Source organism: Neorhizobium tunisiense (assembly GCF_039631515.1).
Lineage (GTDB): Bacteria > Pseudomonadota > Alphaproteobacteria > Rhizobiales > Rhizobiaceae > Neorhizobium.
Genome location: NZ_JBDIUU010000001.1, coordinates 771350 through 792937 on the forward strand (window position 1 = coordinate 771350; position 21588 = coordinate 792937).

Annotated in this window: 14 protein-coding genes; 6 read left to right on the forward strand and 8 right to left on the reverse strand. The window is 62.7% G+C overall.

The features are described 5' to 3' along the window. Positions 1 to 305 precede the first annotated feature (305 nt). Positions 306 to 1091 carry a metallophosphoesterase gene (locus ABCW43_RS04030; RefSeq protein WP_345922205.1) on the forward strand — a complete coding sequence of 262 codons (786 nt, stop codon included), beginning with the start codon at positions 306 to 308 and terminating at the stop codon, positions 1089 to 1091. A gap of 177 nt (positions 1092 to 1268) precedes the next feature. Then, positions 1269 to 2117, forward strand: coding sequence for a DUF6030 family protein (locus ABCW43_RS04035; protein ID WP_345922206.1), 849 nt, complete (start codon positions 1269 to 1271; stop codon positions 2115 to 2117). Here the strand turns inward: ABCW43_RS04035 and ABCW43_RS04040 are convergent. Together ABCW43_RS04040 and ABCW43_RS04045 are read right to left on the reverse strand one after the other, a co-directional pair. Then, on the reverse strand, positions 2114 to 5566 hold the full coding sequence (locus ABCW43_RS04040; protein ID WP_345922207.1) for an AAA family ATPase: 3453 nt from the start codon (positions 5564 to 5566) through the stop codon (positions 2114 to 2116). The genes ABCW43_RS04035 and ABCW43_RS04040 overlap by 4 nt on opposite strands. 3 nt (positions 5567 to 5569) lie before the next feature. Then, positions 5570 to 6805: a metallophosphoesterase family protein gene (locus ABCW43_RS04045; RefSeq protein ID WP_345922208.1), complete on the reverse strand. Its 1236-nt coding sequence runs from the start codon at positions 6803 to 6805 to the stop codon at positions 5570 to 5572. 115 nt (positions 6806 to 6920) lie between these two features. Between ABCW43_RS04045 and ABCW43_RS04050 the strand changes: the two genes are divergently transcribed. Then, positions 6921 to 7907 carry an aldo/keto reductase gene (locus tag ABCW43_RS04050; RefSeq protein ID WP_345922209.1) on the forward strand — a complete coding sequence of 329 codons (987 nt, stop codon included), beginning with the start codon at positions 6921 to 6923 and terminating at the stop codon, positions 7905 to 7907. Positions 7908 to 8023: 116 nt separating this feature from the next. Here the strand turns inward: ABCW43_RS04050 and ABCW43_RS04055 are convergent, their stop codons facing one another. The 5 genes from ABCW43_RS04055 to clpP form a co-directional block, all read right to left on the reverse strand. Next, complete coding sequence (locus tag ABCW43_RS04055; protein ID WP_345922210.1) at positions 8024 to 10213, reverse strand: esterase-like activity of phytase family protein; 2190 nt, start codon at positions 10211 to 10213, stop codon at positions 8024 to 8026. A gap of 178 nt (positions 10214 to 10391) precedes the next feature. Beyond that, positions 10392 to 10667, reverse strand: coding sequence for a DNA-binding protein HupB (hupB, locus tag ABCW43_RS04060; protein WP_007753405.1), 276 nt, complete (start codon positions 10665 to 10667; stop codon positions 10392 to 10394). A 200-nt stretch (positions 10668 to 10867) separates the two neighbouring features. Further along, positions 10868 to 13288, reverse strand: a complete 2421-nt coding sequence (gene lon, locus ABCW43_RS04065; RefSeq protein ID WP_345922211.1) for an endopeptidase La — start codon at positions 13286 to 13288, stop codon at positions 10868 to 10870. 405 nt (positions 13289 to 13693) lie between these two features. Further along, positions 13694 to 14971, reverse strand: coding sequence for an ATP-dependent Clp protease ATP-binding subunit ClpX (clpX, locus tag ABCW43_RS04070; protein ID WP_007753415.1), 1278 nt, complete (start codon positions 14969 to 14971; stop codon positions 13694 to 13696). Between the two features lie 285 nt (positions 14972 to 15256). After that, positions 15257 to 15889: an ATP-dependent Clp endopeptidase proteolytic subunit ClpP gene (gene clpP, locus ABCW43_RS04075; protein ID WP_345922212.1), complete on the reverse strand. Its 633-nt coding sequence runs from the start codon at positions 15887 to 15889 to the stop codon at positions 15257 to 15259. Positions 15890 to 16252: 363 nt separating this feature from the next. Between clpP and ABCW43_RS04080 the strand changes: the two genes are divergently transcribed. Next, complete coding sequence (locus ABCW43_RS04080; RefSeq protein WP_345922213.1) at positions 16253 to 17503, forward strand: GGDEF domain-containing protein; 1251 nt, start codon at positions 16253 to 16255, stop codon at positions 17501 to 17503. 120 nt (positions 17504 to 17623) lie between these two features. Next, entirely contained in the window at positions 17624 to 19342 is a 1719-nt protein-coding gene (gene ggt / locus ABCW43_RS04085) for a gamma-glutamyltransferase (RefSeq protein WP_345923332.1), read from the forward strand. Here the strand turns inward: ggt and ABCW43_RS04090 are convergent, their stop codons facing one another. Then, positions 19343 to 20164 carry a hypothetical protein gene (locus ABCW43_RS04090; RefSeq protein WP_345922214.1) on the reverse strand — a complete coding sequence of 274 codons (822 nt, stop codon included), beginning with the start codon at positions 20162 to 20164 and terminating at the stop codon, positions 19343 to 19345. A 117-nt stretch (positions 20165 to 20281) separates the two neighbouring features. On the opposite strand from ABCW43_RS04090, the gene ABCW43_RS04095 reads away from it, so the two are divergent. Continuing rightward, positions 20282 to 21550, forward strand: coding sequence for a cytochrome P450 (locus ABCW43_RS04095; protein ID WP_345922215.1), 1269 nt, complete (start codon positions 20282 to 20284; stop codon positions 21548 to 21550). The last annotated feature ends 38 nt before the right edge of the window (positions 21551 to 21588 follow it).

Below are 21588 nucleotides of genomic sequence, written 5' to 3' on the forward strand. Positions count from 1 at the left end.
GGTTTAGCCGATGAGGGGACCCGGTGATTCTGAGGGGTAACCCAAGGGCGAATCGAAAATCCGCATGCTGTGGCAAATCAACAACATGGTTGGTTAATCATTTATTATCCACAGAATACAGACGCTTCGCTGCCAACGCTGTCGAACGGCCTTGTCCGCCTGTGGAATTGTCCCACAGATGGCGGCGCAGCGATTACCGATACCCGTTTCCAAAAGTCCGGCGCTTCGGACGTTGTTAACACTCCTTGGGGCATCCACTTCTCATTGGCGGCGGGATCATACATATCAGGCGGATGGCGGTAAGCATGCGAAAGTTGACGGACTGGTTTTGGGGACGCCGGCCGGCCAGACCGATCCGGCCTCGCCGCCGCCGGATCGATCTCGGTCAGACCCCGCCCCCCTATCCGATCTATGCGATCGGCGATGTGCATGGCTGCCTCGACCTGCTTCGGGATGCGGAGGCGCGCATCGCTCACGATATGGAAGAGAACCGACGTCCCGGCATGGTTATCCTGCTCGGCGACTATGTCGATCGGGGGCCGGCTTCGAGCCATGTCCTGGAACACTTGATCAGGCCGAGCGAGTACGGCCTGAGGCGGATAGCGCTCTGCGGCAATCATGACGATATCTTCATGAGGTTCGTGGACGATCCGGAACGTTATTCCGAATGGCTGGGAATGGGCGGCGAACAGACGCTGCTGTCCTACGGCATGGACCCATACCAGTTCGGCGCGCGGGGCAGGAAGCGCGGCTCCAAGTTCGGCGATCTGCTGATGGAAGCCGTGCCGGTGCCGCACAGGAAATTCCTCGCCAATCTCCCGGCCAGCCTGACGATCGGCAAGCTCGTCTTCGTCCATGCGGGCCTGAGGCCGGGGGTTCCGCTCAAACAGCAGACCGAGGAGGACATGCTCTGGATCCGCGAGGCGTTTCTTGCCTCCGGGCCGCAGCTGCCGCTTCTCGTCATCCACGGCCATACGCCGCAGCCGGAACCGGATTTCGGACCCGGCCGGATCGGCATCGACACGGGCGCCTATTTCTCCGGCAGGCTGACCGTCCTCAAGATCGACGGCGGACGCTTCTCGTTCCTTTGAACGACAGACAATACCCGGCGAGCCAAAGCCGATACCGCCGGCACAGCAGAGGCTTGCAGTGCCGTCCGATCGGCATAAGCTTCCGCCTACCGCATAGTGATTGAGCAGTTTGAGGTTGGCCCATGTTATGTTGCGGAGGGGGCCGAACGCGGGCCGTCCTCGATCGGGAACGGAGCCATGCCGGAAGAGGATAAGGCAGACAGACAGACGCCAGCCGATCGCCGCCGCAGGCAGCGTCCGGCGGTTCTGGTTTTCGGCTTTTTCCTTGCGGTCGTGCTGGCCGCCCTCACGACGACCGTGCTCGCCGTCAACAACGGCCGGAACTACAAGCGGCTGGTCCGGCAATTCGCGTTGGAGCAATACCTTCTTCCCGCCCCACCGGCGCCGCCCTTGCGGGTCAGCAGGCATAAATCGCTACCGCCGGCGAGACACTATCCGCCCTGGCTTCTCAAGGCGGGCCTCGAGCGGATGGCGGTGTTTGAGAAGACCGAGGCGCTTTCGGCCGAGGAGCGCTGCGACCTGCTGCGGGACGACAGAGGCACAGCGCCGACCTTCAGCCGTTCGGGCGACGAGTGGGAATGCCTGTTCTTCGAGGAATTCGGAAATGCGCCGGAACCGGCTGCGCTGTTCATCCAGGCGCGCGGCACGGAGCCCGACATCATGAGCAGCTTCCGCATCAAGGTCAGCCTGACGGATCTGACCACGGAGCTTGCGCTGCTCAGCGAAGCGATCGGGGCCACCGAGCGTTTCGGCCTGCCGATGACGCCGGAGACGCGCAGCTATCTGATCGAGAAACTGGCGGGACGCATCGAGTTCAGCTCGATCGTCGAAAACTACCGGATGACGTTCAGCCGGGAGATCACCGACGCGCGGCGCTACAATCTGCTGATCCTGCCGCGCCGCCAGACGGCCGGTTGCGGCGAACGCCCGTCACCCCCGCCAGACAGATGGACGACGCCGGTCTATCGCATGCCGGTTGGTTGCCTGGCGCTGCGCAGCCTGTCTCAGCCGCAATCCGCCTCTTAAGCCCGCTCCAACTGGACGAGGTCCAGCCCGTCCCCCAGTTCGCGCCGCGCCGTCTCGACCAGGCTCATCTGGTGGGTGAAGAGCACCGTCTGGAATTTTTCGCCCGCCGCCGCGAGCGTCCGGATGCCGGCCGCGGTCCGCTCGTCGTCGAAGGTCTGGAATATGTCGTCGAGGATCAGCGGCGCCGGTTCGTTGCGGCTGCAATAATCCTCCAGGAAGGCGAGCCGCAGCGCCAGATAGAGCTGATCGCCTGTGCCTTCGCTCAAGCCGTCAAGCCTCACCTGCTCGCCGGTTTGCCGTTCGACCGCAAGCTGCAGTTCGTCGCGCTCGTCATAAACCTGGACGAGGCGCGAAAAGCGGCCGCCGGTCAAATCGGCGAAGACCTTCCCTGCCCGCTGCATGACCGGATCGGCCTGGCGTTCGCGATAGGCTTCCATAGAGCTCGCCAAAAGGCCGGCGGCGAGCTTCAGCACTACCCAGCGCCGTGCCAGTTCCTTTGCCTCCGTCTCGGCAGCGAACTTCTGGAAGACGGCGCGTTCGGCACCGATGCCGGTTTCCAGCTCACGGCGGCGGCGTTCGCTATCGGCCTGGGCAATGCCGAGCACCTTCATGCGTTCGACCTGCCGGGCATCCTCGGCATCCAGCCGCTCGATTTCCAGGCCGGCGGCGATCCTGTCGAACCCGACAAGCGCGGCGCGTGCCTCGTCCTCGGTCGCACCGTCCGCCTGTTCGGCAAAGCGGCTGCGGCATTGCGAGAGGCTCGCTTCCAGCCGGTTGCGGTCTCGAAGGTCACGGAGAAGGCCATCGGCCTCCTCGATATCCTTGGATGCGGCGGAGGCGAGCCCCCGGAGATCCGCCACAAGTCTTTCCGCGTCGGCCGCGTGCCGGGCCACGGCAAGCTCCGCGCGCTCGAGCGCCGTGGAGAGCGTGGCTTGCTGGTTGGCGGCAGTCCGGGCGCCCATGGCGCGATCGTTGAGCATGCCGGCGGCGACATCGGCAGGCAGCGAGACCAGATCCGGTGCCACCGCGGCGGCGAGCGCCTTCACCTCCGCTTCGAAATCCTCCATGTCCCGCGCCATGACCTTTACGCGGCGGTCCCGGTTTTCGCGTTCGGAGAGGAGATCGGGAACGGTGCGCCAGACATCCAGCGCCGCGAGAGCCATCTCGGTCGTCGCGTCTTCCGAAAGGCCAGCCAGGACCGCAGCATTTGAGAATGCGGAGCGCCAGCGTTCGATATCCCGGCGCAAACCGGTTTCACGCTCCTCCAGCTTTTCCAGCGCCTCCTCGGCGGAATGGCGTTTGCCTTCCAGCGACCGGCTTTCGGTCCAACGCTCGGTCAGTTCCCCGATCCGGCGCTCCAGCCCGCGTGCAAGCGCGAGAGGCGGAAGTGCGGAGGCGGCGAGACCAATCGCATCGGCCAGCGCCAGCAAAGCCGGCTTGAGCTTTTCCTCTCTGAGGCGAAGCGTCTCCAGCCCGTCGCGCGCATCGTTCAATGCACCCGACAGCAGGGAAAGTCCGTCGACGGTACGGCGCCATTCGATCATCCGCTCCGGTGTGGACGGCGCAACCGGGGCTGCGTGGAAAAGGTCCTCGAATTCGGTGACCGCGTCGGCGGCGGCAATGCCGCTTTCCTTGGCAGTGATCTCGGCAGCGCCGAGCGCCTGTTGCAGTTCCCGCTGCCGCAGGGTGAGCTGGGCATGGCGCGAGACACGTTCGGCATCGGCGAGCGCCGTATCAGCCAACCGGTCCGCATCCTCCACGGCGATCTTCAGTTCGCTGAGTTTTTCGGCCGACGGCTTTGCCCTGAGCGCATCGATCTTCTCGTCGCGGCCGGCTCTTGCCGCTGCGATGTCCTCGCGGGAGACGATCCGCCCCTGCCCTTCGAGCGCCGCAAGCTGGCCGGTGATCGCCGTGACTTCATCGCGGATGACGGCGAGTTTCTGGGCCGCCTGAGCACTCTCCGCCTTGGCCGCTTCGATCAGCCGGCGATGGTGCGTGAGCGTCGCGATGTCCGGTAGCGGCGCCGAGAGAAGACGGTCGATATCCTTGACCGGCGGGTCCAGGCGCGCGGCCGCGGCGGCAAGATCACTTTCGGCACGGGCGACGCGCACTTGCAGGGCCTCGATGCCAGAGAGCTCGCTGATATCGGGGCGCAGCGCGGCGAGCTGTTCCGTCCAAGGTTTCGGGTCGATCAGGCGGCCATCCGGGCCGTGGTCTCCGAGCCGCCGCAAGACATCCTGGGCGTCCTCGATCTGCTGGCGAAGCTGTTTTACGCCGCGATCGAGTTCAGTGCCCTCCTCGACCAGTTTTCGCAAGCGTACGAGATCGGCGTCAGTGGGCTGGGCGCGCTGAAGTTCCTCGAATTTACCAAACCCGAGTCGGCGGGCCGACTGGGCGATACGCTGGTCGAAATCGCTCACTTCGCCGCGTACCCGGGAGATATCTTCGCGCGCGTTTACGTAAGCGCCCTTGTCCGCATGGGCGGCAAGGATCCTGGGCGCCGCGGCGATCAGTGCCTCATCGACATGCACGGCGCTGATTTCGTCGTGCAGACGCGATACCTCGGCCTCCGCCGCCCTGAGCGCTTCGGCGTTCTTATGCTCCGCCTCCAGAGCCCCTGCCAGCCTCTCCTCGAAACCAACCGGCAGCGCAGCCAGCGCCTCGTATTGCGTGAGCAATTGCCGCTCGCGGTCGATCTCCCGCAGCACCGGTTCCAGCCGCAGCAGTGTCCGCAAGCGATCGAGGGCGCGTTTCGTTTCCTGCCGCTCGGCCTGCACCGTGGCGAGATCGGCTTCGATCTCGGCCTGTTCGCCAAGCAGTTTTTTCCAGTCGCCGGATTTCAGTTCGTTGTCGCGTTCGGCCTTGCGCGCCTCGTCATGGCTGTCGAGCACCTGATAAAACAGCCGGTCCTTGGAGCGACGGGGCGCATAGATGCCGTCGGCTTCCGCATCGAGCGACTTGCGCAGGTCCGAAAGCCCCGTCAGGCCGGAGGCTGCGGAAAACAGCAGGCTGCCGATCTCGCCGCCGCTTTTCAGCATCGTTTCGCCGCCAGCCCTCAGAGAGGCGGAATCGAGCCCGAAGGCGCGTTCGAACACATCGCGGGACAAGGTGCCGAGGAACGGCGCCAGGGCATCCTCGGCCATGGCCTCTTCCGCCTCGCTGGCAGCCAGCAGCGTGTTCTTGCGGCCACGGCGGCGGCGGAATTCGAGCGTCTGGCCATCACGGGCGGTGATCGCGGCACCGACGCGAAGCGCGGTCGGGTCATGCAGGAAGCTGTATTCGGCGGCGGTCGGAAACCCGAACAGCAGGTCGGAGATCGCCGACAGCGCCGAGGACTTTCCGGCCTCGTTGGGGCCGTAGATCACATGCAGCCTGGCATCCGAGCGGAAGGTGAGCGTCCGGTCGGTCAGCGCGCCGTAGCGCAGAATATCGAGACGGTTGAAGCGCATGGATCAGCCCGCCCTCGCCGCACGCGAGAGCAGGAGATCGCGAGCCTCCGCCAGCAGCGCTTCGGCATCATCGCCGAGCGCCAGATCGCCGGCGCCGATGCCGCCCGGCAGGCGGGCGGTGATCTCGGCGATCTTGGCGTTGGCATCGGCGAGCAGTTCCGGGGCGAAGCCGCCCATCGGAATGAGGCCTTCGAGGCCGAGCATGTCGGTCGCGACGCTCGTCCCGTTGATTGCCGGTTCGAGCCGCATCTCCAGCTTTTCGAGCCAGATATCCTGGTGGGAACGGTGGCAGGCGGCCTGGACCTCGTCGCGAAAATCCTCGGCGCGGGCCATGACCTCGTTGCGGAAGCGGCTTTTGCCCGTGAGACGGATGCGCAGCGCCAGCGGCCGGCCTTCCATCCGCTCGACGACATCTTCCAGTGCATTCTCGGTGCGGCGCAGGATCGTCGGGATGTTGTCGTCCGGTTCGACCGCGACCACGAGCTCGGCAAAGCGGGCGCTGTCGGTGATGATCCGCTCATGGGTGATACGGCCGTCCTCAACCGTCACCAATACCGCGCCCTTCGCCCCCTGCTCGCGGATCGAGCGACCCTGGAGGTTGCCGGGGAAAACAACCAGCGGGTCCTCGGCGACGATCTCGAAGTCATGCACATGGCCAAGCGCCCAATAGTCGTAACCGCGCGAGCGCAGGTCCTCGACCGAGCACGGCGCATAGGGCGCATGCGGCTCGCGGCCGGTGAGCGACGTGTGCAGCACGCCGATATTGAACCAACCCCCTTCGGGCTTCGGATAGGCCAGCGCCAAGTTATCAACCGCGGAACGTTCTGCAAACCCCTGGCCGTGCAGCGCCACCTTCAGATGATCGAGCCTGAAGCTGCCCGGCTTGTTGACCGGAAACTCGCTGACATTCTTCGGCAGCGTGATCGTTTTGGTGATGACGCTTTCGGCGTCGTGATTGCCCTTCAAGAGGAAGACCGGGATGCCGGCGCGCTCCAGCCGCGCCACCTCGCGGTTGAAGAACAGGCCGATCTTGTTGTCCTTCCAGTCACCGTCATAAACGTCGCCTGCGACGATGAAGAAATCCACCTTCCGCTCGACCGCCTGATCGATCAGCACGGAAAAGGCCCGGCGGCTCGCCTCGATGAACAGTTCGGCGAGCGCGGCATCCTTCAGCGCCAGCCCCTGGAAGGGACTGCCGAGATGCAGGTCGGCGGCGTGCATGAACTGGAAGGAGGTCATCGAATCGCTTGTTTCGGTTGCCGGAGCTGATCAGGTGTTTTAGGCAAATGCCGGGCACGAAGAAAGCTCAGGGTTCCGCAGCCTGTGGATAGCCCAATCTTATTCAGAGGACATCATGAGAAACCACGCGTTCGGACGCACATCCTTCACCGTCAGCGAAATCGGCTTCGGCGCCTGGCAGATCGGTGGCTCCTGGGGCAATGTCAGCGAAGCGGATGGGGCCAAGGCGTTGGAAGCGGCGCTCGATGCCGGCGTCACCTTCATCGACACCGCCGACGTCTATGGTGACGGGCGCTCGGAAAAGATCATTGCCGGCGTCCTGGAATCGCGCGGCGGCGATCGGCCGATGGTCGCGACGAAGGCAGGCCGGCGCCTGAGCCCGCATGTCGCGGACGGTTATACCAAGGCCAATCTCGAAGGGTTCATCGACCGCAGCCTGAAGAACCTCGGCATCGACAGCCTCGACCTCGTGCAGCTGCACTGCCCGCCGACCGAAGTCCTCTACCGCCCGGAAGTGTTTGGCGCGCTCGATGATCTTCGCCGTGCCGGCAAGATCAAAAACTATGGGGTCAGCGTCGAGAAGGTCGAGGAAGCGTTGAAGGCGATCGAATACCCCGACGTCACCAGCATCCAGATCATCTACAACATCTTTCGCCAACGCCCGGCGGACCTGTTCTTCAGGGAAGCGAAGCGCAAGAACGTCGCGGTCATCGTCCGCGTGCCGCTTGCAAGCGGGCTGTTGTCGGGCAGGATTTCTCGCGATACCGCATTCGCCAAGGATGACCATCGCAACTTCAACCGGCATGGCGATGCCTTCGATGTCGGCGAGACCTTTGCCGGCGTGCCGTTCGAAGTCGGCCTTGAGGCGGTCGAGGAAGTCCGCAAGCTGGTCCCGGCGGGAGCGTCGATGGCGGCCTTTGCGTTGAAATGGATCCTGATGAACGAGGCGGTCACCGTCGTCATTCCAGGCGCCCGCAACGAGGCACAGGCTAGGGGCAATGCGGCGGCGGCCGACCTTGCCGCACTGTCGGCCGACGTGATGACCGCGACCAAGGAAATCTATGCACGGCTGGTTGCCCCGCACGTGCATCAGCGCTGGTAGGGAGAGCCACGCCATCACCCGGGCGTCGTCGCCCTGGAAAGAGAGCGTTCCGGACTCTTCAAACGCAAAAGGCCGGGTCGAACCCCGGCCTTTCCCTATTCGGCATTCGTGAACGCTCAGTTCGTACCCTTCAGGTCAACCGGGAAGAACAAGGTCTCGCCGGAGCTGTCATCGACGCCGTCGTTGTCGGTGACGGCGAAGGCCTTGCCGGACTTGTCGAAGGTGAAACCTTCGAGCTTGTCGACGATATAGCCGTTCGATGCCTTCAGATCCGGGATGAAATCGTAGGCTTCCTGCTTCTTGACCATCGGCAGTTCGGTGCCGATCTTGGCCGGCTTCAGGTCGGCGATCGCCACCCGATAGAGCTTCTTCAGCTTCGCGGCATCGCCGATCTGGTTGTCGCGCTCGATGATGTAGACATAGTCGCCATGGGCGGTGATTTCCGAAAGGCCAACCCAGCCTGCCCCGGCCTTGTCGAGCGGGTAGCGCACGGCGCCCCATTCCTTCGACTTCGGCTTGTAGGAGACGAGCTTGACGGTCCCTTTCGGGTCGTCCTTCCACTCGCGCTGCATCGCCATCCACAGAACCATGTCGTCACCTGACCCAACCGTCGTCACGCCTTCGAAACCGAAGCGGGTCTCGCCGGCGAGCAGGTCCGCGGGCAGGCCGATCTCGGCCTTGATCTCGCCCTTGGCATCGACGTTGTAGAGGCCATGGCCGGTCAACTTGGCAGAGTCGCCTTCCGAGGCCAGCCAGAAACCGCCCTTGCCGTCGAGCGCGATGCCCTCGATATCGAGTTTCTGGGCCGGCTGGCCGCCGCGGGTGATGCGCAGGACACCGGTGATTTCAGCGGGCTTCCTGGTGGTGTCGATGGTGAAGATCGACGGCTGCATGGTGTAGACCGAGTCGCTGACGGCATAGAGGATGCCGTCCTTCTGGGCGTCGCCGACCAGGCCCGAGAGAGCGCCCCAGCCGAGCACGTTGCCGTCAACGTCCTTGGAAACAAGCTTCGGATAGTTGGCCACGCCTTCTTCCAGGGCGTAGATCATCACATGCGAACGGGCGCCGCCGTCTTTGCCGAGATCGACTTCATTGGCGGTGGCGAAGAGATTGCGGCCCGGAATGGCAACGGCGCCTTCCGGCGAGATGCCCGAGGGCAGGATCTGCATGAGCTGCGGTTCGGCACCGGTGTCCTTGTAGACGGCGACAACCGAGGCGCGTTCGGCGAGCAGGAAGAAATACTTCTGGCCGTTGAAGGTCGCGGCTTCCATGCCTTCGACTTCGATACCCTTCGAGCGCGCGCGCTTTTCCGGGAAATGGCCGAGGCGGGCAACCGCGCGCTCCAGCGAGGCGCCTGATTCGTAGAGAACCTTGCCGGTGCGGTCGAAGATGGTGAAGCCGCGCGAACCGCCCTTCCAGTCGCCTTCATTGGCGACGACCAGACGGTTGTTGTCGAGCCACTTGACGGCGTCAGGCTCGCGCAGCGCCGAAGCCTTGCCGGTGAAGGACAGCTGGCCATCGGTCTTATTGTCGATGCCTTCGAGATCGGCCTTGCCGGCGGAGAAGTGGCCGGTGACCTGGCCGGTCTTGCCGTCGATGATGACGATCTCGTTGTTCTCCTGCATTGTCACGGCGATTTCGCCATTGTCGTTGATAGCGACGAATTCCGGCTCCGGATCTTCCGGCGCGATACCGGCGAGGCCGGTCAGCGTCACGTGCTTGATCGAGGCGCAGTCGGCCGTGCCGTCCTTCAGGGAGACGATCACCAGGTCGCCGGCCGGCATCTGCGGGAGGGCGCCATCGTTGACGTCCTCGTCGCGCTCGTTCTCGATGGCGATCGCGGCAAAGGTCTTGTCCTTGGAAACGGCGATCGAGTCCGGCTGGCCGCCGAGATCGCAGGTCAGGTCGATCTTCTTCGTCGCGATATCGACGACGGCAAGCATGCCGGTCGGCTTCTGCTTGCTTTCGCCGGTGTTGACGGCGGCGAGAACCTTCTTGCCGACCGACGCAACCGAGGTCGGCTCGCCCTTGAAGGTGAGCGCGCCCAGCGCCTTCGGGGCCTTCGGATCGGTGATGTCGATGAAGCCGATCGCGCCGAGCGGGCTATCGGTATAAATGAGCGTCATGCCATCTTCGCTGGCGGTGACGATTTCGGCCGAGCTGGCGCTCAGCTTGTCCTTGTCGGCAGGCATGTTGCCGGCGACCGGGAAAGATGCGATGCGGTTGAAAACCTGCTCGGCGCTCGCCGGCACGGCAACCGAAGCAAGAAGTGCTGCGGTCAACGCGGCACGAAGTGAAAACGTCATGGGAAGCCCTCCTGTCCATGAAACACAGTTGGCTTGTGAGCCACAGTCGTGACAGGCGGATGACAGTTTTCGCATCCAGGGTCGTGGCGGGCGGAGATTAGCGGCTCTTAAAAAAGGCCCGGGAAACCCGGGCCTTTTCAGATGCGAGACTGTAACAGGGTGCCACGAAGGCAGCGCGTTAGCTGTTGACTGCGTCCTTCAGGCCCTTGCCGGCCGAGAACTTCGGCACGTTACGTGCCGGGATGTCGACTTCGGCGCCGGTCGACGGATTACGACCCTTGGACGCTTCGCGACGGGAAACGGAGAAGCTGCCGAAACCGGCAAGACGGATATCGCCGCCCTTCTTCAGTTCAGCCTGTACGGTCTCAAAAACGGCGTCTACAGCGGATGCGGCATCAGCCTTGGAGAGGCCGGCCTTCTCGGCCACTGCGGATACCAACTCATTCTTATTCATGTTTCCACCCCTTTCAAACGGTTTTGGAACGACTCATGTAATCGGGGCAGACAATAGTCAGGCGCCCGCCCGTGGCAACCCAAAAGCTCCGCAATCGCCTGAAAAACAAGGGGTCCGCGTTATTTTTCACAAAAAAAGCCGGCGTTGTGCCGGCTTTTTTCATTGCTGGTGCCAATTTGGCATAACCAAAAGGCTAACGATCAGTGCGCTATGGTTACGCCTGCGTCGTCCACACCTTCCACCGTGGTGATCAGCGGCGTTTCCACTGTGCCATCCCATTCGATCGCTTCCGGCTGACGGACGAGCGCGTGACGGATCACCTCGCCCATGCGGGAAACCGGAATGATCTCCATGTTGTTCTTCACGTTGTCCGGAATCTCGGCCAGATCCTTGGCGTTTTCTTCCGGGATCAGAACGGTCTTGATGTTGCCGCGAAGGGCGGCAAGCAGTTTTTCCTTGAGGCCGCCGATCGGCAGCACGCGGCCGCGAAGGGTGATCTCGCCCGTCATCGCCACGTCCTTGCGGACAGGAATGCCGGTCATGATCGAGACGATCGCGGTTGCCATGCCAACACCGGCGGACGGGCCGTCCTTCGGGGTCGCTCCTTCGGGAACGTGGACGTGGATGTCCGACTTGTCGAAGCGCGGCGGTTCGATGCCGAAATCCACGGCTCTGCTGCGGACATAGGACGCCGCCGCCGAGATGGATTCCTTCATGACTTCCTTGAGGTTGCCGGTGACCGTCATGCGGCCCTTGCCCGGCATCATCACGCCTTCGATCGTCAGCAACTCGCCACCGACTTCCGTCCATGCGAGACCCGTGACCACGCCGACCTGATCCTCGCCCTCGGCTTCGCCATGGCGGAACCGCGGAACGCCGAGGTAGTCGGAAATGTTGGCCGCGGTGATCGCAACCGACTTGGTCTTGCCCTTGATGATCTCGGTGACCGCCTTGCGGGCGAGCTTCATCAGCTCGCGCTCGTAGCTACGAACGCCGGCTTCGCGCGTGTACTGCTGGCTGATCGCCATCAGGGCATCGTCGGTGACCGAGAATTCGTTCGGCTGCAGGGCATGTTCCTTGATCGCCTTCGGCAGAAGGTGACGCTTGGCGATCTCGCGCTTCTCATCCTCGGTGTAACCGGCGATGCGGATAATTTCCATACGGTCCATCAGCGGCGCCGGGATGTTCAGCGTGTTCGCCGTGGTGATGAACATCACATCGGACAGGTCGTATTCCACTTCCAGGTAGTGGTCCATGAAGGTCGAGTTCTGCGCCGGATCCAGCACTTCGAGCAGGGCCGAAGACGGGTCGCCGCGGAAATCCATGCCCATCTTGTCGATTTCGTCGAGCAGGAAGAGCGGGTTGGACTTCTTGGCCTTCTTCATCGACTGGATGACCTTGCCGGGCATCGAGCCGATATAGGTGCGGCGGTGACCGCGGATTTCGGCTTCGTCACGGACGCCGCCGAGCGCCATGCGCACGTATTCGCGGCCGGTCGCCTTGGCGATCGACTGGGCGAGCGAGGTCTTGCCGACGCCCGGAGGGCCGACGAGGCAGAGGATCGGACCCTTGAGCTTGGTCGCGCGGGCCTGCACGGCGAGATATTCGACGATGCGCTCCTTGACCTTGTCGAGGCCGAAGTGATCCGCTTCGAGGATCTTCTCGGCATTGTTGAGGTCGGCCTTGACCTTCGACTTCTTGCCCCACGGAATGCCGAGCAGCCAGTCGAGATAGTTGCGCACGACGGTGGCTTCCGCCGACATCGGGCTCATCTGCTTGAGCTTCTTCAGCTCGGCATCGGCCTTTTCCTTGGCTTCCTTGGACAGTTTGGTCTTGGAGATGCGCTCTTCCAGTTCGGCCATCTCGTCGCGGCCTTCCTCGCCGTCGCCGAGCTCCTTCTGGATCGCCTTCATCTGTTCGTTGAGGTAGTACTCGCGCTGGGTCTTCTCCATCTGGCGTTTTACACGCGAGCGGATTCGCTTCTCGACCTGCAGAACCGAGATCTCGCCTTCCATGAAGCCGAGTGCCTTTTCGAGGCGGAGCTTGACGCTGACCGTCTCGAGCATTTCCTGCTTTTCGGTGATCTTGATCGACAGATGCGATGCGACCGTATCGGCCAGCTTCGAATAGTCCTCGATCTGGCTTGCGGCGCCCACCACTTCCGGCGAGATCTTCTTGTTGAGCTTCACGTAGTTTTCAAACTCAGAAACCACGGAGCGCGACAGGGCTTCGACCTCGACCGCATCCTCGTCGGGTTCGGCAAGAACGCTGGCCGTCGCTTCGTAGAACTCTTCGCGATCGGTATAGCCGTCGATCTTGGCGCGCGAGCGGCCCTCGACCAGAACCTTGACGGTACCGTCAGGAAGCTTCAGGAGCTGCAGCACGTTGGCGACGGTGCCGACCTTGTAGATTGCCGAGGGTTCGGGATCGTCGTCGCCGGCGTTGATCTGGGTGACCAGCATGATCTGCTTGTCGGAACCCATCACCTCTTCGAGCGCGCGAATAGACTTCTCCCGTCCGACGAACAAAGGCACGATCATATGCGGAAAGACCACAATGTCGCGCAACGGCAGGACCGGATAGGTTTCACCGCCGGGTGCTGCAGACGTTGAATTCGTCATTTCATTTCCTTTCCATCGTCCCGTTTCCGGGATACGTCCCGGGCAAATCACCCGGGCACTTCACTCTCGCCCAAAGTGGAGTTTTCGAAATTTGATTTCAAGCCTTGCAAGGCCGCCGCCGCTGGGATTGTGACAGGGCTATTACAAAGCGTGCGCACACTACGCCACGCGAAACGCCAAAGGACACGGGACGCGACTGACCGGAACTGCCCGCCTGCGATCATATGCAGGCGAAGCAGTCCAAACTCCGATGATCTTCCCGCACCGTCTCTAATGCAAGACGAATATGGTGCAATTCTTCGCGAGGCAAAAGTGGTGGAAAAATCGAAATAAGCAAGGCTATCCACCAACATAAAAAAGAGGCCCCGATAGGGCCTCTTCACGGTGTCGTCCGGAACGGGCGGATCACGCCGAAACGTTCGCCTTTTCATCCTGCCGGTCGGCATAGATGTAGAGCGGCCGGGCGTTTCCACGCACGACGTCGTCCGAGATGACCACTTCGCGCACGCCTTCGAGCGTCGGCAGTTCGAACATGGTGTCGAGAAGGATCTTCTCCATGATCGAGCGCAGGCCGCGGGCGCCGGTCTTGCGGGTGATCGCCCGCTTGGCGATCTCGCGCAGCGCATCCTCGTGGAAGGTCAGATCGACGTCTTCCATCTCGAACAGGCGCTGGTACTGCTTGATCAGCGCATTCTTCGGCTCGGACAGGATCTGGATCAGCGCGTCCTCGTCGAGGTCTTCGAGGGTCGCCAGAACCGGCAGACGGCCGATGAATTCCGGAATGAGGCCGAACTTGACCAGATCTTCCGGCTCCAGTTCGCGCAGCACTTCGCCGACACGACGGTCTTCCGCCGACTTGACGGAGGCGCCGAAGCCGATCGAGGTCTTTTCGCCGCGGGCCGAGATGATCTTGTCGAGACCTGCAAAGGCGCCGCCGCAGATGAACAGGATGTTCGTCGTGTCGACCTGCAGGAATTCCTGCTGCGGATGCTTGCGGCCGCCCTGCGGCGGGACCGAGGCAACCGTGCCTTCCATGATCTTCAGAAGCGCCTGCTGCACGCCCTCGCCCGACACGTCGCGGGTGATCGACGGGTTGTCGGACTTGCGGGAAATCTTGTCGACTTCGTCGATGTAGACGATGCCGCGCTGGGCGCGTTCGACATTGTAATCCGCAGCCTGCAGGAGCTTCAGGATGATGTTTTCGACGTCCTCGCCGACATAGCCGGCTTCGGTCAGCGTCGTGGCATCGGCCATCGTGAAGGGAACGTCGATGATGCGGGCGAGCGTCTGGGCAAGATAGGTCTTGCCGCAACCGGTCGGGCCGACCAGCATGATGTTCGACTTCGCAAGTTCGACGTCGCCGCCCTTGGAGGCGTGCGCCAGGCGCTTGTAATGGTTATGCACCGCGACCGACAGGATGCGCTTGGCCTGCTTCTGGCCGATGACGTATTCGTCGAGGACCTTGATGATGTCCTGAGGCGTGGGCACGCCGTCGCGGGACTTGACCATCGAGGTCTTGTTCTCTTCGCGGATGATGTCCATGCACAGCTCGACGCATTCATCGCAGATGAATACGGTCGGTCCGGCGATCAGCTTCCGGACTTCGTGCTGGCTCTTTCCGCAGAAAGAGCAATATAGGGTATTCTTGGAGTCGCCGCCGTTGCTGCCGCTGACTTTGCTCATATCACTTTCCTTCCAGCACTCCGCACTCACGTCAAAACGGGCGCGGTCCACTCTACCGCTTGCCGGCGCGCGCCCGACGGGCCTTGCGCGCCTGCCTTGCCTTAAGGGTACTCTACCGATCCTGCGCACATCATGCCGGATCAGCGGCAACGAAACCCCTAAGAAACGAATGCTATGTCACAAAAGTTCAACACAGCATTAATAAGTACTAATAGCGCTTTCCGTGCGACTTGAAACCCCTTTTTGCTCACATCGGGGTGAGGCGCACGGGTCGCGCCATCAGACTCAGTCTGCGGAGCCACCTTCCATTTCCTGACGCGATGTCAGGATCTTGTCGATGACGCCCCAATCCTGGGCTTCGTCGGCCGTCATGAAGTGGTCGCGGTCGAGGGTCTTTTCGACTTCCTCCAACGTGCGGCCCGTATGCTTCACGTAGACCTCGTTAAGACGCCTTTTCATCTTCAATATGTCACGAGCATGACGCTCGATATCGGACGCCTGGCCCTGGAAGCCGCCGGAGGGCTGGTGCACCATGATGCGCGAGTTCGGGGTCGCAAAGCGCATGCCCTTCTCGCCGGCGCACAGGAGCAGCGAGCCCATGGAAGCGGCCTGGCCGATGCAGAGCGTCGAAACCGCCGGCTTGATGAACTGCATCGTATCGTAGATCGCCATGCCGGCGGTCACGACGCCGCCGGGCGAATTGATGTAGAGGGCGATTTCCTTCTTGGGGTTTTCCGCTTCGAGGAAAAGAAGCTGGGCGCAGATCAGTGACGCCATATAGTCTTCGACAGGCCCCGTCAGGAAGATGATGCGCTCTTTCAGAAGACGCGAATAAATGTCGTAGGAGCGCTCACCGCGATTGGTCTGTTCGACGACCATCGGCACCAAGGCCATTGCGGTATCAACTGGATTTCTCATGTCCGTCCTTTGTCAAGCACTTGCCGAAGGCGGATAGGCGCTCCGGAATCAAATGGAATGGGTCATCCCTACATAGAGTGTCAACGCCCGGTACTTCAAGACGGAGCATCCGATATCCTTAACTGCCCGGGGATGCGCGAGGCTGACCGCTATTACGATTCTTGCTCGGCCACAGCCGGCTGGCGCGCCGTTTTGCCTGATGGCACAGGTTTTTGCGCGATCAGGGTAAAGCAGGCGTGAATACCGTCTCGAAAATTCCGCCGCGACCGCTCCGGGCGCCGGATTTTCTGCGATCCGTGCAACGTCGTCTTAAAGACTGCATGGCATTCTTGCCGCGCTCGACATCGAGTATGGGAGTTTCGGGTGGATATTTTAACAGGCCTGATGATCTGGGCGGCCGAAGCGCTGACGCTCGCCGTCCTCCTGTGCTCACGCTGGTATTACGAGCGGGACCGCTTCTATTTGAGCTGGGGCAGCGGTTTTGCGCTGCACGGCATCGGTGTCGTGCTGGTCACGTTGCGCGGCGATATCCCCGATTTCATCTCCATCCAGATCGCCAATACGCTGGTACTCGCCGGTGTCGGCCTGTGGATCGCCGGCCTCCTGCAGTTCGACCGGAAGCCCGTTGAAGCCTACATCGCCATCCCGGCACTTCTTTGGGTGGCCGGCATGTTCCTTTATCCGATACGCGAGAACTTCGCCCACCGGGTGGCCCTTCACAACGGCGCGACCATGGTCGGCCATGCAATCATGATCTATATCCTTCTGAGCAACGACGGCGCGTCGAAGGTAACGCGACGGGTGCTGTCGGCATTCCTCGCCATACAATTTTGCGCGAACGGCATAGTGGCCGTTCTGGCGGTCACCGGTGAGGCGAAATCGTTTGGCACGGCGCCGCAATCCCCCTGGCTGCTCTTCCCGGCGGCAATCTGTTTCATCGCCAGCATCATGACCGGTGCAAAGCTGCTGACCGAGCGGTCGGAGGACAAACTCAAGACGCTTGCCGTCACCGACCCCTTGACCGGCGTTCTCAACCGGCGCGGCCTGATCGACCAGTTCCATGCCTTGAAGAAGCTCGATAACGCGGAGAAGCCGTTGATCGCGCTCCTGCATTTCGACCTCGACAACTTCAAGCAGATCAACGACCGTTGCGGCCATCAGGCAGGCGATTCGGTGCTGATCGCCTTTTCGCAGGTCGGCCAGACGTCGCTGCGTGGCCGCGGCTTCTTCGGACGCATGGGCGGAGAGGAATTCGCCTCCATCCTGCGCGTCGGCGACATGATCGAGGCCGCGAGCATCGCCGAGGCGATCCGCCTGACGCTCAAACGCCAGACCATCGTCACGGGCGAGCATAGTATCACGGTCACCGTCAGTGCCGGCATCGCGCTCGCACCAGCCGAAACCGCCGACCTCGACCTCCTACTCAGCGCTGCCGACCGGGCGCTCTATATCGCAAAGGACTGCGGTCGCGATCGCACGGCGATCGATACCGGCACCGAAGCCTCGGTCGTTCCGGCCGTCGACCGACAGGGTGAGGACGAGGCACCAAGCGACGTACGTGCCAGCCATCAGGTTGCAGCCCTCAAACGCCTGGCGTCGCTTGGCAAGCGCTGACGTCCTCTTGTCCTCGCCATCCTGAAACCCACATTCGTCCGCAGGGATAACCGCGGAGGGTGCATCATGCGGGCGCGACTTTTCATCGGCATTGTTCTTTCTTCGGCGCTTTCGGGCGTGATGTTCTCGGCCGGTGCGACGCTGGCGCAGCAGGCGTCCGACACGGTTGCCCCGGAACGCGCGACCGGGTTCACCTCGGCCAAACGCGTCGAGGCGAAAAACTTCATGGTCGCCGCAGCCAATCCGCTGGCGGCCGAAGCCGGGCGCGACGTGATCGCCAGCGGCGGCAATGCGGTCGACGCGCTGATCGCCGTGCAGACCGTGCTCGGCCTTGTCGAGCCGCAGAGTTCCGGTCTCGGCGGCGGCTCCTTCCTCGTTTATTACGATGCTGCCACCGGCAAGCTCAGCACGTTCGACGGCCGCGAGACGGCGCCGATGGAGGCAACGCCAAAACTCTTCCTCGATGCGCAGGGCCAACCGCTGAAATTCATGGATGCGGTGGTCGGCGGCCGTTCGGTCGGCACGCCAGGTACCGTTCGTCTCCTCTCCGAAGTCCATAAGCGCTACGGCAAGGCCGACTGGGCGAGCCTGTTCGAACGGGCGGAGAAGCTTGCCGCCGACGGCTTCCAGGTCTCTCCCCGTCTGGCTTCGCTGATCGCCGCCGAAGGTGAGCGGCTGAAGAAATACGACGGTCCGCGGGGCTACTTCTACGACGCATCGGGCGCGCCGCTGAAGGCCGGCACGGTGCTCAGGAACCCAGCCTATGCGGAGACGCTGAAGGCGATTGCGACCGGCGGCGCGGATGCCTTCTACAAAGGGCCGATCGCCGAGGCGATCGTCAGGACGGTGCGCGAGGCACCCGGCAATCCCGGCGTCCTGTCGCTCGCTGACCTCGCCAATTACCGCATCAAGGAACGCGAGCCGGTCTGCGCCGCCTACCGGGCGCTCGACGTCTGCGGCATGGGGCCGCCCTCCTCCGGCGCGGTCGCGGTCGGCCAGATGCTTGGGCTGATCGAGAATTTCGACATCAAGGGCCTCGGCCCCCGCAACGCCGACAGCTGGCGGATCATCGGCGACGCGCAGCGCCTTGCCTTTGCAGACCGCGAAAGGTATCTCGCCGACCCGGATTTCCAGCCCTTGCCGATCAAGGGCCTGTTGAAGAAGGACTATCTCGGCAAGCGCGCCACCCTGCTCGACGGCACCAAAGCTCTTGTCTCCGACCAGGTGAAGGCCGGCGAGCCGGAATGGGACCATGCACTGCTGTTCGGCCGCGACGCGGCGATCGAGATGCCTTCCACCAGCCATTTCGTCATCGTCGACAGGCAGGGCAATGTCGTGTCGATGACCACGACGATCGAAAGCGGTTTCGGTTCGCGGCTGATGACCAACGGTTTCCTGCTCAACAACGAACTCACCGACTTCTCCTTCAAGACCCATGACGGCAACCTGCCCGTCGCCAACCGCGTCGAGCCGGGCAAGCGGCCGCGTTCCTCGATGGCGCCGACGATCGTGATGAAGGACGGCAAGCCGCTGCTCGCGATCGGCTCGCCGGGCGGCAGCCAGATCATCGGCTATGTGGCGCAGGCTCTGATCGCCTATATCGACTGGGGCATGCCGGTGGAGCAGATCGTCGCCCAGCCGCATTTCATCAACCGGTTCGGACCTTACGAGATCGAGGCCGGCACCGAGGCCGAAAAGCTTGCCGAGCCATTGAAGGCGCTGGGTTACGAGGTGAAGCCGGGCGAAATGAATTCCGGCCTGCATGCGATCGAGATCACCGCGAACGGACTTGCGGGCAGCGCCGACCCGCGCCGCGAGGGCGTGGCAGTTGGTGAGTGATCAATCGGCGCCGTAAACGAGTGCCGTCTTCGTCCTGCCTTTCGGATCGACGAACAGCGAACCGCTGAGCACGGCCATCGCCGTCCAGGCGTTGCGGACCACCTTGGCATCCGCCTCGCCGTCATCGAGGGGAAAACGAAAGCTGAATTCGGCGGCGATCGGCTCCAGCGCCTCGTCTTCCTTCCACCAGAGGATCAACGCGCATTCGGCTTTCACCTTTTTCGAGAAGCCCAGCCAGCCATCCTCGAAGACGTGCTCGATCACTTTCAGGCCCGAAACGGTCTCAACCTCTTCCTTCAGCGGCGGCAGCGACGCGCCGTCGAGTTTCTCGAAAGGAGCAAGGCAGGCGCCAACGGTCTGGAGTTTTTTCCGAGGGCCGACCCCGGCCTCGACGGAGCGGCTGAACAGCGCCCAGAAGCCCGGCATTCCGGATCGCGGAACCGCCTTGACGTCCTCTTCGAACTTACCCCGTCCGCGCCCCTCGCGCAGCCGGAACGCCTGCGCTCCGGCAAGCAGACGGTCCCCATGGCGGAATTTCAGCGTCGCATCCCAATCACCTTTCGAGGCGACCGGCCGTCGCAACCGGAAAACGAGGTCAGAGCGCTCGTAGAGGACCTGGTCAGGCGTATCGAGGAAAAACACGTTTCGCTGCTTGTCCGGCTCTAGCAGATTCAACTTGCCGCTTGCGCCGATCCCGGCTTCGCCAAGCCGATTGACCGTGTCCGTCCAGAAATCCGCGGCCTTCGAACGGCAGGCGGCTTCGTCGCCGGCAAACGCCTGCGCGTACAGCGTCAGCTTGTATTCGCGAGACGATAGCTTCATCTATTCCCCTCCCCCAAGGCCGCGGCACGCCGTGCATCACCGACCATGCGCACAATCCTGAATAGTGTCAATTCGGCCCACTTTCCCCACCCGCTGAAATTCGCTAGGTCTCCGGACATGAGCATTCTGCCCGATTTTCTCCGCATCGATCCCGACACCCGCCGCGTCTCGCTGGACGGCCGCAACCCGGCTTTCTACAGCGACCCGAACCGCGTCTACGCCCTCCTCCACGAGCAATGTCCGACGTTCTATTGGGAAGAACAGCGGCAATGGTTCTTCACCGGCTACGACCATGTGAGCGGGCTGTTGCGCGACCGGCGGTTCGGACGCCAGGTCCTGCATATCGCCAGCCGCGAGGAACTCGGGCTTCCCGAACCCCTGCCGCATCTCGAAAACTTCGATCTCGCCGAGCGGTATTCGCTGCTGGAGCTCGAGCCGCCTGAGCACACCCGGCTTCGCACGCTCGTCAACCGCGCTTTTGTCTCGCGGCATATCGAAAGGCTCCGGCCGGAGATCGCAGAACTTGCCGAAAGGCTGATCGACGGGTTCGAGGCCCAAGGCGAAACGGAACTGCTTTCCTCCTTCGCCGACATCATCCCGGTGACGATGATCGCCCGGATGATCGGCATCCCGGACGAGATGGGGCCGCAGCTTCTCAAATGGTCACATGCCTATGTCGGCATGTACATGTTCAAGCGGACCGAGGACGACGAACATGCTGCCAACCGCGCGGCTAAGGAATTCGCGGAATACGTCAAGAGCCTGATCGCCGAGCGCCGCCGGCAGCCGCGCGAAGATCTCCTCACCCACATGATCCATACGGAGCATAAGGGCCAGTATCTCACGGACGACGAGCTGGTCTCGACCACCATCGTGCTGCTCAATGCCGGCCACGAGGCGACGGTGCACCAGATCGGCAATTCGGTGCGGGTGATCCTGGAGAGCGGCCTTCCGCCGGCAGACCTTTTCCGCGACGAGGCGGCGACCGAGCGGACGGTCGAGGAGACGCTGCGCATCTGTGCGCCGGTGCACATCTTCCAGCGCTGGGCGCTCGAGGATGTCCAGATCGACGGGCTCGATTTCAAGCGCGGCGACAAAGTGAGCCTCATCCTTGCCGCCGCCAATCTCGATCCGAAGAAATTCTCCGATCCGCTGGCCTTCAGGCCCGAGCGGCAGGAAGCGCCAAACCTCTCCTTCGGCGCCGGCATCCATTTCTGCATCGGCGCGCCGCTCGCAAGGCTGGAACTCAACACCGTGCTGCCGATTCTCTTCCGGCGGCTGCCCGGGATGCGGATCGCCCAGACACCGGTGGTAAAGGACGTCTACCATTTCCACGGGCTGGAGCGGCTGGACCTGGCCTGGGAACGGGCAAGCCCGGGCCTTTGAACTGTTCCCGGCGTTCGGCTGCGGACGGTGCCGCAGCC

Bases quoted from the DNA above. Each gene is read 5' to 3' on its own strand.
- ABCW43_RS04050 (WP_345922209.1), top strand. From the start codon at position 6,921: ATGAGAAACCACGCGTTCGGACGCACATCCTTCACCGTCAGCGAAATC.
- ABCW43_RS04030 (WP_345922205.1), top strand. From the start codon at position 306: ATGCGAAAGTTGACGGACTGGTTTTGGGGACGCCGGCCGGCCAGACCG.
- ABCW43_RS04040 (WP_345922207.1), bottom strand. From the start codon at position 5,566: ATGCGCTTCAACCGTCTCGATATTCTGCGCTACGGCGCGCTGACCGAC.
- clpX (WP_007753415.1), bottom strand. From the start codon at position 14,971: ATGAGCAAAGTCAGCGGCAGCAACGGCGGCGACTCCAAGAATACCCTA.
- hupB (WP_007753405.1), bottom strand. From the start codon at position 10,667: ATGAATAAGAATGAGTTGGTATCCGCAGTGGCCGAGAAGGCCGGCCTC.
- ABCW43_RS04095 (WP_345922215.1), top strand. From the start codon at position 20,282: ATGAGCATTCTGCCCGATTTTCTCCGCATCGATCCCGACACCCGCCGC.
- clpP (WP_345922212.1), bottom strand. From the start codon at position 15,889: ATGAGAAATCCAGTTGATACCGCAATGGCCTTGGTGCCGATGGTCGTC.
- ABCW43_RS04045 (WP_345922208.1), bottom strand. From the start codon at position 6,805: ATGACCTCCTTCCAGTTCATGCACGCCGCCGACCTGCATCTCGGCAGT.
- ABCW43_RS04035 (WP_345922206.1), top strand. From the start codon at position 1,269: ATGCCGGAAGAGGATAAGGCAGACAGACAGACGCCAGCCGATCGCCGC.
- ABCW43_RS04055 (WP_345922210.1), bottom strand. From the start codon at position 10,213: ATGACGTTTTCACTTCGTGCCGCGTTGACCGCAGCACTTCTTGCTTCG.
- ABCW43_RS04090 (WP_345922214.1), bottom strand. From the start codon at position 20,164: ATGAAGCTATCGTCTCGCGAATACAAGCTGACGCTGTACGCGCAGGCG.
- ggt (WP_345923332.1), top strand. From the start codon at position 17,624: ATGTTCTCGGCCGGTGCGACGCTGGCGCAGCAGGCGTCCGACACGGTT.
- lon (WP_345922211.1), bottom strand. From the start codon at position 13,288: ATGACGAATTCAACGTCTGCAGCACCCGGCGGTGAAACCTATCCGGTC.